The organism is Synechococcus sp. MIT S9509 (assembly GCF_047303035.1).
Lineage (GTDB): Bacteria > Cyanobacteriota > Cyanobacteriia > PCC-6307 > Cyanobiaceae > Synechococcus_C.
Genome location: NZ_CP138940.1, coordinates 729,744 through 743,775 on the forward strand (window position 1 = coordinate 729,744; position 14,032 = coordinate 743,775).

Sequence of the window (14,032 nt, forward strand, 5' to 3'; positions counted from 1 at the left end):
GTCTTGACTCTCACCAGGACACTCAAACCTGATTGAAAGCCTTGTGTCACTCAGGCGTCGCTTGTGCGGAAATGGTTCATTTGATGTCTGCTTGTGGTTTTGAACCAGTCATTGCAGGATCAAACCTCCGAGATACTCAATGAAAGAGTTCTATTGTTGGATCGAATGACTTGAAACTCAAAACGTTTGGTTTGTACCGTATGCGCGATTTGATCAATGCGCTTCTGAAGCCTGGTGAAATCACATTCAGGCAACTGCTATTGCTTGCATTGCCTGCTCTTTTAGTTGGCTTTGTACTCAGAGTTGCGTTGATTGTCGCTTTGCCGCAGGGATATTTTGGATCTGATAGTCATTCTTACTATGAATTCGCTCACCAATTATATGACCATGGTGTGATTTATTTAAATGAAAAACGGCGATGGTTATATCCCCTTTTCCTGGCTTTTTGGGATGGATTCCCAATGCCAGGTTGGTCTCTCGTTCCATTGATCCAACATGCGACAGGACTGTTGACAATTGTTGGCATTGGTTGGTGTTCTGCTCAGCTGGTGGAACGACCAAAGGTGGTGGTTCCGCTCGTAACGACGCTGGCGGCACTTTGGCCTCGAATGCTCTGGTATGAGCATGAATTCATTGCCGAATCACTTTTCCTGGCTGCATTTGTGGCTGTTATCGCACTGCTTCTGACGCCTGACATTGTTCATAGCCGTTATGGCTTGATTGTTTTGATGTTGGCTTTTGTTTTGCTGGCCGGGATGAAGGGAGCGGGTCGATTCCTCTGGATGGGGTCCGTGTTGGGTTTGTTTGTGATTCACCATGATCCACGACGCTGGCTGTGGGGAAAAATCTCACTATTTTTAGCTTGTTTGTCAGTTTTATTGGTGTCTACGATTGGCAAGAATTCACAGGGAGACTGGTTAGCGCTGAGTTCCACATTGCCATTGGTGCGCATGAAGGGAGAGCCTTATTCCCGTTATCGCACTGCATTGAAAGAGCAGATATTGGAGGCTCGTCAGTACGGCGATGATTATCCATGGGTGATGAAGATCTATAAGAAACGATTAAATAAAAAGTCTCCTGATGATGTGCATTCAGATTGGGGCCAATTGAATCGAAATAAACCTGAATTTTCTAAGGTGGCGCGCTCATTCTGGTCTGAAGCAATTATTAATCAACCACTTCAATTTGCAGGCCTGACTTTAAAAACTATGGCCATTGCCATGTCAAGCACACTGTTAGACCATCGCCTTGATCCAACTCATTTCTGGCGAGAACAGCAGACTAGGATTGCTGAACGTTGGCTGAACAATCCTCGATATTTCAATCGCCTTTTTGGAGTGAATCAGTCGGGTTTTGAGCTGAAGCGCCAACAGGGTCGTCATCGGCGCTTCCAGCTGCTCCCTTCTATGTCTTGGGTTGATCGAAATTTGCGTTGGCTTGGGCGTACACCAGACGATCCCTCCGGTGGTGGTTATCCAGGATTCACAGCACGACCACTCGGCTTGATGGCTCTGCTCGGAGCAGGGGCAGGTGTGTTGCTTTCGGGTCAGCGCTTGCAATGCCTAGTGCTGTTGCTGCCACTCACGCTGTATCTGTTCGGCACCTATGCAGTGGGAGATGCTGTTCCTCGTTATCTCCAGCCGGTTGAGTGGATTGGATTTGTGTTTGTCGGTGTGCTTCTCGATCTCATGTTGCAGGCAGGTGTGTCTGGCTGTGTCGTTTGTCGGCGCTGGCTGGTGGCCAGATAAAGCTTCGCATTAATCAACTGTGGTCTTAGTTGATCGACTGTTAATGTACAAATTTTCGTATTTCCCCGACACACGTTCTAAAGTGTCAGTAGCAAGCGAACAGAAGAGGCCCCCGATTGGTCCAGGAATCCCTGAAATGATTGCGAGTTGATGTGATTATTCTTTGTCCTTTTGCGTTAAAAAGACTGTCTTTTGATGAGGGTTCTTGCGATGATAACGACTAAGCAGCAAACACCTTAAAGGAATTCAGCTTTTCTGCATTGCGGAGAGATTCGCCTGCATCTGCAATTTATAAAATTATGACCGGTCACTTTTGGCGATGCCAATAAACACTGCAAACCAGGTAAAAGCAATCAACAGGTAAAGCATGGATGCTTCTGAATTGAATAGAAAACAGGGCGAGAATCACCTCTCCCTAATCGTCATCACCACTGCTTAAGTAGCTAAATGAGTCTAACAATTGAGTTGGTTTGCCGTGACAGGGATAACTGCCAGAGCTTTGACGGGATAAGCGTCACCAAATGTGCTTTCACCCAATGACTCATAACGGATTCACTAACTACGAGTCTTCAGAGTTCTGCTCAGAATTGGCCTTGTTTAAAGCCACGTAAACCGCCAATCCCACAAACAAAGCAATAACAGCAAGAGGTACCGCTACAAACAGCCCTAATATTGATATGTAATCAGGCAGAGTTTCAGGCTGGAGAGCGATAGCACCATTTCGGGTCCATCTCAAAAGGAGTTGAACCCACAGCGACATGGCAATAATTAAACCAACCCAAAAGGATACGGTCTGGGTTGTTGTCAACAGCTTCGGCTTGCTGGACATCCGGTGAGTGTCTAACAAGCACAATTTAGAAGCTTCTCATTCATCCGCCTCATTATTGCCACAAACCAATCTCGTGCTGCTGTGGTGGTGTGGTGATTCCCATTCGTGAGAGGCCTTTAACCAGTTGCCTGCAGTATCGGGGAGTCAAGACACTCCTGTTCGCTGGTCAGCGTCATATCGCCAGTGCTTTGCCAAAGGTGAAGGACCACTGTTGATCGCATCAATGGAGGTGCCCGCACCCAATCTTACTTAAACATCGGCCTGAAAGGGGCACATCGGGTGATGTCTTCGACATGATGATGATGCCAGTGTTTGGTTATGACAACCCCGCTGACTTGGACATTGTTTGGACTGTTCGAAGTCCTGGGTATGGGAGTGGCACTGGACAACATCATTGACTTTCCGATCATCCTTGCGATGGTCTGAATGTGGGCTGAGGCGTGTAATATAAAAAGGTTTGACTAGTTTTTGAATTGATCAATTTAAGTGAATGGTGGTGGAAATGTGGCTGCATCTATCGTTCAAGAACTGAAGCAGGCGTGGCTTGAAGGTCATCATAAAATGTTGTAAAAACGTGGGGATCGGTAGATCTGAAGAACAATGAGGGGCGATCTGAGAATTTGAAATGCATGACAATCACCGCGAAATCCTCAGATTCTGCTCCGGTCTTTGATTGGCTGGAAGAAATTGAAAATGACTCGAATGCAAAAATGAAAAATGATAAGCAAGTCGGAATCGTAATTGGTATGGCGTGGAATATCGGCAATTCTGCAGGTAAAGAAAACTCTGGACATGGCGCTGGTTAAACAGATAATTTAATGACTTCAAAGTCAGGCCATAAACTTATTGAGTCAGATTTTTCTTGCCCTGCAGACGCATTGTCGGCTTGTTTTTCTATTAAACAGCTCTCTCAAAGCCTGGATAGTTCCCTTCTGCGCAAACAGACTTTCTTTTAGATTCTCGGCATGCCCACCCTGCTCGAGCAACCGGATCGCCTGGAACGCCGGCTGAAAGAGATCCCGACAGAACCCGGTTGTTATCTGATGCGGGACGCTGAGGATCGGCTGCTCTACGTGGGTAAATCCAAGAGCCTGCGCAGCAGGGTGCGCAGTTATTTCCGCAGCCGCCACGATCTGAGCCCTCGCATCCGCTTGATGGTGCGTCAGATCTGTGAAATCGAATTCATTGTGACCGACAGCGAGGCGGAAGCACTCGCTTTGGAGTCCAATCTGATCAAGAACCAGCAGCCCCACTTCAATGTGCTGCTGAAGGATGACAAGAAATATCCCTATCTCTGCATCACCTGGAGCGAGGCTTATCCCAGGATCTTCATTACCCGGCGTCGACGTTTTCGCAGTCCTTTGGATCGTTTCTACGGTCCTTATGTGGATGTGGGGTTGCTGAGAAGGACTCTGTTTCTGGTCAAGCGTGTGTTCCCGCTCAGGCAGCGCCCAAGGCCCCTCCATCAGGATCGCACCTGCCTGAACTACAACATCGGCCGCTGTCCAGGTGTGTGCCAGGAGCAGATCAGCTCAGAGGACTACCACCGCACTCTGCGCAAGGTGGCCATGGTCTTCCAGGGGCGCAGTGATGAGCTTCAGAAACTCCTTCTTGAACAGATGGAGCGTTATGCCGAACGACTGGATTTCGAAGCAGCCGCGAAAGTGCGTGATCAGCTCAAGGGACTCGATCAGCTCACGGCGGATCAGAAGATGAGCCTGCCCGATGCTTCCGTCAGTCGTGATGTGATTGCCATGGCTGCCGATGATCGGCTGGCCGCCGTTCAGCTGTTTCAAATGCGTGCGGGCAAGCTCGTGGGTCGGCTCGGATACATGGCTGATGCCTGCAATCAGGATCCTGGACAGATCCTTCAGCGGGTGATCGAAGAGCACTACAGCCAGGTTGATTCCGTTGAGATTCCTCCTGAGCTTCTGGTTCAACATCCCCTGCTTCAGCAGTCGCTGCTTGAGGAGTGGCTGACGGAACAGCGCGAACGCAAGGTTCAGATTCACTGCCCTAAGCAGCGTCAGAAAGCTGATCTGATCGAACTGGTGCAACGCAATGCCGACTACGAACTTCAGCGGGCGAAACAAGGGCAGGAGCAGCAGGCTCTTGCCACCGAGGATCTGGCTCAGCTTCTGGAGCTGCCCTCTCCGCCACGACGGATCGAGGGTTATGACATCAGTCACATTCAGGGCAGTGATGCCGTTGCATCCCAGGTGGTGTTCATTGATGGGCTGCCCGCCAAACAGCATTACCGCAAATACAAGATCCGCAGCAGCAGCATCAGCTCTGGGCACAGCGATGACTTCATGGCCATGGCTGAAATCATGCGCCGCCGCTTCCGCCGTTGGGCACGTGCCAAGGCTGAAGGCGTCGATGTCGGAGCGCTGCGTCACCGGGGCGGAAGTGCTCTGCAGACCGATGGTCTCAACGACTGGCCGGATGTGGTGATGATTGACGGTGGCAAGGGCCAGCTCTCGGCTGTGATGGAAGCTTTGAGAGAACTCGACCTGCAGGAGGATCTCAACGTCTGCTCGCTTGCCAAGCAGAGGGAGGAGATTTTTCTGCCAGGTGAAAGTCGTCCGCTGGACAGTGAACCCGATCAGCTGGGTGTGGCTCTACTGCGACGTCTTCGTGATGAGGCTCATCGTTTTGCTGTGAGTTTCCATCGCCAGCAACGAGGTGAGCGCATGAAACGTTCGCGACTGTCGGATATTCCCGGCGTCGGTCCAAAACGGGTGAAGGATCTGCTGGCCCATTTCCATTCGATTGACGCCATTCAGATGGCACCGGTGGAGACCCTCGCTCAGGCGCCAGGTGTTGGTCTTGCACTGGCGAGAGATATCCATCGCTTTTTTCATCCTGATCCGGATGCCGAGCAGGATGGGCAGATTCAAGACCCAGGTTCCGCGACGCCATGATCCGTGCTTTCAAGAGGGCCGCAATGGTGATTGGTCTGATCGTCGCTCTGCTGATGTCCCCCTGTGTGGCCGAAGCCTCGCCCGGGCTGTGCACCGGGCCCGTCTGTGCCGATGACATCACCCGCAGCGCCAAGAATCACTGGCAGCTTGTGTTGAAACTCAACGACCAGCTGGGCCACAGGGAAAAAGTTGTGATGAACTGCAGAGCAGGACAGCTCAGTCCCCTGGCGGGACCGGTGGACAGGGCTTATGCCACATCCATCGGACGTCGTGCCTGTCGTCTGGCCGGGGAGGGCTGAGGGTGGACGTCACCGTCGTTTATCCACATCAGCTGTTTGCCGAGCACCCGAGCCTCCAGACAGGCCGGCCGGTTGCCCTGATCGAGGATCCTCTTTTCTTCGGCACGGACCCTCAATGGCCGATGCAGGTGCACCGTCAACGCCTGCTGCTGCATCGATGTTCCATGTCTGTCTACGCAGAAGCTCTTCGTGGACGAGGGTTCTCCGTTCTGGAACAACGCCATCACCAGGCTTCAGACACGCAAGGGCATCTTCAGGCTCTTTTGAACATGGGTTACAAGCGCTTACATCTGGCGGATCCAGTTGACGATGTGCTGAACAAGCGCCTGCATCGCTTTGCTGAGCGAAACGGCTGCAGCCTTGAGATCAGCGCGACCCCGATGTTGCTGACGCCTGATTCCGTGATCAACGATCACTTCTGCTCGGGACGCAAGCCGCTGATGGCCAAGTTCTACGAGATGCAGCGCAAACGTCTGAATGTTCTGCTTGAAGAGAATGGTGGCCCCATGGGAGGTCGTTGGAGTTTTGATGCCGACAACCGCAAGAAGCTGCCGAAGGGAATCGTTGTTCCTCAGGAACCCAAAGCAAGCTCGTCTGCTGTTCCGGATCGATGGCGTCGGCAGCTGGAACAGGAGAATCTGCCGCTGATCGGTCGCTGGGAGCTGTTTGCCTATCCCCTGGATCACGATTCAGCGGATGCCTGGCTTCAGGACTTCCTCAGCCGGCGATTACGGGATTTCGGCTCCTATGAGGATGCCATCAGCACTCAGCATCGGGTGATGTGGCACAGCGTGCTCACACCGATGCTCAATATCGGTCTGTTGACACCTCAGCAGGTTCTCGATCGCACGCTGGAACGAGCTGCTGAGGGGGATGTGCCGCTCAATTCACTGGAAGGTTTCATTCGCCAGATCATCGGCTGGCGAGAGTTCATGGCCGCGATGTACAAGCGTCACGGGGTGGAGATGCGCACCGGAAATTTCTGGGACTTCGACGACAGACCCATCCCCGAGGCCTTTTACCAGGGCACAACCGGCCTTCCCCCAATTGATGACGCCATCCACCACGCTCTGGACACCGGCTATTGCCATCACATCGAGCGTTTGATGCTGCTTGGCAATGTGATGCTGCTTTGCGGCTTTCATCCCAACCGTGTCTACCGCTGGTTCATGGAGCTGTTCGTCGATGCCTACGACTGGGTGATGGTCCCGAACGTGTACGGCATGAGTCAGTTTGCTGACGGAGGCCTGTTCTCCACCAAGCCCTATCTCTCCGGCTCGAATTACGTGCGCAAGATGTCGGACTACCGCAAAGGCGAGTGGTGCGAGATCTGGGATGGATTGTTCTGGAGTTTCATCAAGACACACGAGGACTTCTTCCGTGGTCAGTTCCGGCTGGCGATGATGGCGCGCAATCTGGACCGCATGGATCCGGAGGTGTTGGTGTCTCATCAACGACGGGCTGAGGCATTCCTTGACTCGATGACCTGAACCCTGCCTATGGTCAATTCATACCGTTCCCTGTGATGTCGCTTCCCCCTGAGGCCTATCTCTGGTTCAAAACACTGCACATCGTTGGTGTCGTGGTTTGGTTTGCAGGCCTCTTCTATCTGGTGAGGTTGTTCATCTATCACGTGGAAGCTGAAGAGCTGGAACCGGAACTGCGTGTTGCGTTCCAGCAGCAGTACAGCCTGATGGAAAAGCGCCTCGCCAACATCATCACGACTCCGGGGATGGTGGTTGCGGTCTCGATGGCGATTTGTTTGTTGATTGCCCAGCCTGCCTGGCTCCAACAGGGCTGGATGCACGCCAAGCTCGCCTTCGTGGCTGCTTTGCTGGCTTATCACGCCTTCTGCTACCGGGTGATGGCTCAGCTGCAGGCAGGCACCTTCAGCTGGAACGGAAAACAGCTGAGGGCACTGAATGAACTGCCGACATTGCTGCTGGTGATCGTGGTGATGCTGGTGGTGTTCAAGACCCAGTTCCCCACAAGCGCCGCCACCTGGTTCATCGTCGCGCTGGTGGTGTTCATGGCTGGCTCGATCCAGTTTTATGCCCGATGGCGCAGGCTTCGGGCTGAGGCTGCTGCGAATGAGGCTGCTGCCCTGGAAGCTGCTGCAATCAGTTCGGCAGGGATGGCTGCCGCTGAACATGAAGCCGCCTCCAAAAAGGCGTCCCATGCCAGTTGATCGCCATCCCCTGAGATCTGTTCTCGAGACGGTTGGTCCCGACAGCTGCCCGGGCCAGTTCAATTTCCACTGCCATACCCTCTGCAGCGACGGCAGCCTTGAACCGCTGGCGCTGATTCATCAGGCGTCCGCCAAGGGACTGACTCAACTGGCTGTGACGGATCACCATTCCAGTGCGTCCTTCCAACCCATGCAGGACTGGCTCGAGAAGCAGCGTGATCTTGGAGAGACGGTCCCTAACCTCTGGAGCGGCATGGAAATCAGTGCGATCCTGCGAGGGTGCCTGGTCCACGTGCTGGCACTCGGTTTCGAACCAGCTCACAGGTCACTCGCCGTCTACAACCGGGGTGATGCAGCTGTGGGAGAAGCTCTCAGAGCTGAGAGTGTCTGTCAGGCGATTCATGACGCCGGAGGGCTTGCGATTCTTGCCCATCCAGGGCGGTACAGAGTCGGCTTCGCTGATCTGATTGATGCGGCTGCAGAACTTGGATTTGACGGAGGTGAAGCCTGGTACGACTACGACATGCAAACCCGTTGGAGTTGGTCCCCCGTGGTCTGTGAAGCCATCGATCGCCGCTTGAAGAACCTTGGCCTTTTACGTACGTGTGGAACAGACAGCCACGGCATGGACCTGGAAGGCCGCTAAGTTCTTCAGACTTCCCTGTCCTTGGGTATGGGCCTCTTCGATCGTCTGCTTAATTCCAGCTCGGATCAAAACGAGCCTCCAAAGGGGCCTAAGGCCAAAAAGCCAAAGCAGGAAGCTTTTTTCCTCGACAGCGACAGTGCTTCCACATTTGGCAACCGCGATTACATGCGCGAGTCCAAAACCATCCGCCACACGTTTCCTGGAACTCTCGACAGTCCTGGAATGAAGGAGATGATCACAGAGGTTGACGCCACCGATCTCAAAGTCGACAAACGCAGTGAAGGTCTTGGAGACCAGGTCGTCAAAAAGGAGGTTGTCAGCGTCAATACGGGGGTTCCCAAGGCTGTGAAGAAGACCTTCGCAGAAACGATGTCTCAATCGGAACTGGACGAACGCCTCAAGGGCAACGCCTTGAAGCAGGCAGGTGTCAATGCACTCGCTGCACCGGATGCGGCTCCGCTGGCTCGTAAAGAGGAGCTCAAGCCCAAGGAGGAGCCGAAAGCGTCTTCCTCAGGTTCGCAGAAGAGCGACAAACCAGGTTCGATCGATCCTTTCCTGTCCATGGTTCGGGACCTCAATAAATAAAACTTCAGAGGTCACCTCATCGGTTGAATCCACTCCCTTCAACTGCGGCCTCCGATTCGAGCAGCACGCGTCTGATCGCTTCCAGGAGTTCTGGTTCTGGGTCGGCCCACAGCTTTCTTGTGGCTGCCTCCAGACAGCGTTCAGCCATGTCTCTCAGGACCCATGGATTGCGTTCAAGCAGAAAGCCCTTCACGTCTTCGGCCAGCAGCCAGTTCTCGGCGATCCTGCTGTAACACCAGTCAGGCACAGCCCCCGTGGTGGCGTCATAGGCAAACAGGTAATCGAGGCTTGCGCCCATCTCGAAAGCACCCTTGTAGCCGTGCCGCTTCATTCCCTCGATCCAGCGGGGATTGAGCAGTCGACTGCGAACCACCTTGTCGATTTCCCGTGCCAGTGCATGAATCCTCAATCGCTCGCTGCGCGAGTGATCAGCAACGATCAGTTTGGGATCTCTGCCACTGACTTTCTGCACCGCAGCAGCCAGTCCCCCCTGGAACTGGTAATAGTCGTCGGAATCGAGCAGGTCATGTTCCCGATTGTCCTGGTTGTGCAGCACAACCTGAACATTCTGAAGAGCCTGTTCAAGTCCGTTCCGGTCCTGATGAGCCGTCGCGTCGGCGCCATAACGCCAGGAACTCCAGGCCAGGTAAGCCTCTCCGAGCTCTTCCCGTTCTTCCCACTGACCTGAATCGATCAGAGCCTGAAGACCTGCGCCGTAGGAGCCTGGTGCGGATCCGAACAGCCTGGCCTGAGGGCCATCTCTGCGGGTCAGCGCTGCCAGCGGATTGTCGGTGTCGCTTTCATCAAGTTCAGCCACCATGGCCAGGGCTCGATCAACCCAGGCAAGCAACTGTGGAAAGGCATCCCGAAACAGGCCAGACATGCGCAGGGTGACGTCCACCCGCGGTCTCTCGAGCAGGCTCAGGGGTATCAGCTCGAGGTCCACCATGCGTCTGGTCGGACCATCCCAGACAGGTCTCACGCCGACCAGGGCAAACATCTGAGCAATGTCTTCACCACCATTGCGCATGGTGGCTGTTCCCCAGACGGACAAGGCCAGGCTCCGCATCGGTTCACCCTCCTCGAGTTCATAGAGATCCAGCAGCTGCTCTGCGCTGCGACGTCCCAGATCCCAGGCCGCTTCGGTTGGCAGACCCCGCAGATCCACCGAATAGAAGTTGCGACCCGTGGGCAGAACGTCGTCCCGTCCACGGGTTGGTGCTCCGGAGGGACCGCTGGCGATACGCCGTCCGGAAGCTGCAGCCAGCAGTGACTGACGCTCTTGAACCGCGGATTGCTGCAGTCGAGGCCAGAGGTCAGTCTTGATGAACCGGAGTGGGCCGGGCAGGGGCTCTTGACGCAGCAGGACCTGAAAACAGTCGTCCAGTGCCTTGGCCATGTCGTGCTGCGGCGGATCATCGCCGTCGATCAGCAGCAACAGAAGCCGCGTGGCCTGTGCCTCGATCCACTCCACAGCATCACTGAGTCGCCGAGGTTGATGGCAGCCATGGCGTTCCAGGATGTGCCGATCCTGATCGGTTAGAAAATCGCCGTCCTCGTCCTTCCAGGGATCGCATTCCAGGCCGATGCAGTGACTCATCCACTGGGTGAGTCCGGGGCGATCAGACGCCGGCGAGCGGGCGATCGCCAGCAGCAACTCAGCCAGCTGGGCTGGATGGGGCTGATCCCCTAGCCGATGCAGGCCAGTTCTGATCTGTGCCTCCTTGAGTTCGCACAGGTAGGTTTCGACCTGTTCGAACAAATCACTGATCTCTGCTGAAGAGCCTTGTTTCGCCACGGTCGTGTCGATCGAAGGCCAGTTCAGATCGTTCAGCAGCTGGAGCAGCTGTTGCTGAATCTGGTCACATCGGGAGGCACCGAGTTGTCTTGCCTCGATGTATTCATCCAGAAGTGACTCCAGAGACAGCATCGGTCCGTGCAGCCCTGCTCTGCCAAGGGGAGGGGTGAGGTGATCCAGAATCACGGCATGGCCACGTCGTTTGGCCTGTGATCCTTCTCCCGGATCGTTGACGATGAAGGGATAGAGATGGGGGATGGCGCCCAGAGCGAGTGCAGGCGCACAGCACGAACTGAGCCCGACTGATTTCCCAGGCAGCCATTCCGCACTGCCGTGCTTTCCCACATGCAGCATCAGTTGACAGTGATGGATCTCCCTCAGCCAGAGGTACTGCGCTAGGTAGCGATGGGGAGGGGGGAGATCCGGAGAATGCAGATCACTCAGCCGATCAGCGTCATAACCACGACTGGGCTGCACCAGAACCACCACACGACCGAATTGCAATCCGTGGATGGCAAAGCCATGGGGTTCAAGATCGACCGCATTCTCCGGTTCACCCCAGCGTTCAAGAATCGGCAACCTGGCTGCTTCAGGCAGTGATGACCACCAGCTCTGATACTGAGAAAGCGGCAGATAGGTGAGCGGTGGTCGGTTTTGACTTTCCGGATCGTTGGTACGACCGTTGAGAACCTGCTGGATCAGCTGATCAGGATCCTCCGGCAGATGCTGTTCACCGAGATCGAATCCCTCTTCGCGAAGCCAGCACAGGATGTTGTGACAGCTGGCGGGCGTGTCGAGACCCACGCCATTCGCCAGGCGTCCGTTCCTGAGGGGGTAATTTGCCAGGACTAGTGCGACTGAACGCCGTTCGGCCTGTGTGGACCGAAGTTCGACCCAGGCCTTGGCATGTTCGGCAATCCAGATCAGGCCCGTGAGATCAGGTTCCAGCCGTTTGACGGCTGTGCACAAACGCTCATCCGCGTGGTCCACTTCCCGGAAGGCGCCGATGCGCGTGGTGATCCGTCCATCCAACTCGGGCAGCACGACCTGCAACGACAGATCGACGGGATCGAGACCCTGAAACGATTCGTGCCAGCGCTCACGGGATCGTCCGGAGCTCAGCATCTGCAGAACAGGACGATCCAGGTCATCCCAGAGCGGTGCCCCCAGACCTGCTTCCGAGAATTGAACCGAGGCAAATGACGTGGTGGTGATCACCAGCTCCACGGCCTGTTGCCGGTAAAGGTCCTTCACCGCCTTCTGAACGGCAACATCGCGCAGACTGCTCACCCAGAGCGCTTTTGGTACCAGTCCACGCGCCCGAAGCGATTCGAGCAGAACATCGCACCAGTGAACATCGGCTGATTGGCGATGGGCTCGGTAAAGAAGCACGCCGATTTTCGGCCCCTCCTCCTGCCGCCAGTCATAGGGATCGGGATCGGGGCTGGGCGTCAGCGTCAATGACGGTGCATCGATGCCAGACGACCCGGTTGAAGCCGTGGCCAGGATCCATTCCAGACCGTCAAGCCAACGCTGCAGATTGACTGCTCCTCCCTCTCGCAGCAGAAGCGCCATGGCATCACAGAAGGGCTCAGGCCGGCTGCTGAGCGGATGCAGTTCACGGTCCTGATCGGATGTGCCGGCCAGAACAAGCAGCTGCCGGCCTGATTGTTCCGAAAGCCAAGAGCAACATTGCTCAAGCCCATAGGACCAGTGCCCGCGGCCACCGAGCAGTCGGATCACGATCAGCTGCGTCGACTGCGTGCAGACGGCCAGGTAATGATCGATCTGGGCTGGATGGGAGAGCGCATCGAGCGGCAGTGCGCGAATCCCGTTCTGCCAGAACCCCGGCTCCTGTGTGTCCAGAACCCGTGCCAGTGCCGAGATGTCCGAGCTTGCACTGGTGAGAAACAACACCGGTGCGCTCGGTTGCTCCACGTAGGAGACCGGCCCGTCGATGTCGGCCCCCGGCAGGCTGCTTAGACGATGCATGGCTCCATTCTCCAGAGGACCAGTCGATCCGGAACTGACGGGTGAGAAAATCTGGTCAACGGATCCTCAGCGATGCATCAGTTCCTTCCCTACGCCTGGTTTCAGGGACGCTGCGTACTTTTCGAGGAAGCCAAGGTGTCGGTGGCGACCCATGCGTTGCACTACGGAACCGGAGCTTTTGGTGGAATGCGAGCCATCCCCGATCCCACGAAACCGGGAGGAATGCTCTTGTTTCGTGCTGACCGGCATGCGCGTCGGCTGTCCCAGAGCGCCCATCTGTTGATGGCTGAGCTCAGCGAAGAGACCGTGATGGAAGCGCTCAAGGCCATGCTCCTCGCCAACAAACCCACCACCCCGATTTATCTGCGACCGTTTGTCTACACCAGTGATCTCGGCATCGCGCCAAGACTGCACAACATCGAGACTGATTTTCTGATCTACGGGCTTGAGCTGGGTGATTACCTCTCTCCCGATGGCGTGAGTTGTCGCATCAGCAGCTGGACACGTCAGGAGGATCGTTCGCTGCCGTTGCGCGGCAAGATCAGCGGCGCCTACATCACCAGCTCGCTGGCCAAATCGGAAGCTGTCGCCAGCGGATTTGACGAGGCTTTGCTGATGAACACCCGCGGCAAGGTGAGTGAAGCCAGTGGGATGAATCTGTTCATCGTCCGTGACGGCAAGCTGATCACACCGGGGGTGGATCAGGACATCCTCGAGGGCATCACGCGGGCCAGTGTCATCGAATTGGCCAAGGGCATGGGCATTGACGTGATCGAGCGACCGGTCGACAAGACCGAACTGTTCATCGCTGATGAAGTCTTCCTCACAGGAACGGCGGCCAAGATCACTCCGATCCGTCAGCTGGAATCGACACCTCTCTCGCAACAACGACCCTTGATGGAAGCCCTGCGCTCCAAACTGGTGGCCATCACCGAAGGGCGTGATGAGCAATATGCCCACTGGATCACCCGAATCGAGCTGGAGTGAGGACTTCCGCGGCGTTCGTGTCCTGCCAATCCGCAG

11 protein-coding genes are annotated in these 14,032 nt (G+C 55.3%); 9 read left to right on the plus strand and 2 right to left on the minus strand.

Going from position 1 to position 14,032, the window contains the following annotated elements:
* Positions 1-200: 200 nt before the first annotated feature.
* A complete protein-coding gene (locus tag SIB73_RS04085) occupies positions 201-1,748 on the plus strand; it encodes a hypothetical protein (protein WP_413439721.1) in 1,548 nt (515 codons plus the stop codon).
* A gap of 559 nt (positions 1,749-2,307) precedes the next feature.
* Here SIB73_RS04085 and SIB73_RS04090 read toward each other — a convergent pair.
* The gene (locus SIB73_RS04090; protein WP_413402706.1) at positions 2,308-2,577 is read right to left on the minus strand and encodes a hypothetical protein; all 270 of its coding nucleotides are present in this window, start codon (positions 2,575-2,577) and stop codon (positions 2,308-2,310) included.
* Between the two features lie 629 nt (positions 2,578-3,206).
* Between SIB73_RS04090 and SIB73_RS04095 the strand changes: the two genes are divergently transcribed.
* From SIB73_RS04095 to SIB73_RS04125, 7 genes are all read left to right on the plus strand, one after another.
* A complete protein-coding gene (locus SIB73_RS04095) occupies positions 3,207-3,383 on the plus strand; it encodes a hypothetical protein (RefSeq protein ID WP_413402704.1) in 177 nt (58 codons plus the stop codon).
* Positions 3,384-3,542: 159 nt separating this feature from the next.
* Positions 3,543-5,501 carry an excinuclease ABC subunit UvrC gene (gene uvrC, locus SIB73_RS04100; RefSeq protein ID WP_413402703.1) on the plus strand — a complete coding sequence of 653 codons (1,959 nt, stop codon included), beginning with the start codon at positions 3,543-3,545 and terminating at the stop codon, positions 5,499-5,501.
* Between the two features lie 23 nt (positions 5,502-5,524).
* Positions 5,525-5,800 (plus strand): hypothetical protein, encoded by a 276-nt coding sequence (locus SIB73_RS04105; protein ID WP_413406437.1) that lies wholly within the window; start codon positions 5,525-5,527, stop codon positions 5,798-5,800.
* 2 nt (positions 5,801-5,802) lie between these two features.
* Positions 5,803-7,290: a cryptochrome/photolyase family protein gene (locus SIB73_RS04110; protein WP_413402701.1), complete on the plus strand. Its 1,488-nt coding sequence runs from the start codon at positions 5,803-5,805 to the stop codon at positions 7,288-7,290.
* A gap of 35 nt (positions 7,291-7,325) precedes the next feature.
* Positions 7,326-7,988, plus strand: coding sequence for a protoporphyrinogen oxidase HemJ (hemJ, locus tag SIB73_RS04115; protein ID WP_413402699.1), 663 nt, complete (start codon positions 7,326-7,328; stop codon positions 7,986-7,988).
* Positions 7,978-8,634, plus strand: coding sequence for a PHP domain-containing protein (locus tag SIB73_RS04120; RefSeq protein ID WP_413402698.1), 657 nt, complete (start codon positions 7,978-7,980; stop codon positions 8,632-8,634). Before hemJ ends, SIB73_RS04120 begins: the two co-directional genes overlap by 11 nt.
* 27 nt (positions 8,635-8,661) lie before the next feature.
* Positions 8,662-9,219: a hypothetical protein gene (locus tag SIB73_RS04125; protein ID WP_413402696.1), complete on the plus strand. Its 558-nt coding sequence runs from the start codon at positions 8,662-8,664 to the stop codon at positions 9,217-9,219.
* A gap of 16 nt (positions 9,220-9,235) precedes the next feature.
* Here the strand turns inward: SIB73_RS04125 and cobN are convergent, their stop codons facing one another.
* Complete coding sequence (gene cobN, locus SIB73_RS04130; RefSeq protein WP_413402694.1) at positions 9,236-13,009, minus strand: cobaltochelatase subunit CobN; 3,774 nt, start codon at positions 13,007-13,009, stop codon at positions 9,236-9,238.
* Positions 13,010-13,081: 72 nt separating this feature from the next.
* Here cobN and SIB73_RS04135 point away from each other — a divergent pair, with 72 nt between their 5' ends.
* Positions 13,082-13,996, plus strand: a complete 915-nt coding sequence (locus SIB73_RS04135; RefSeq protein ID WP_413402692.1) for a branched-chain amino acid transaminase — start codon at positions 13,082-13,084, stop codon at positions 13,994-13,996.
* Positions 13,997-14,032 lie beyond the last annotated feature (36 nt).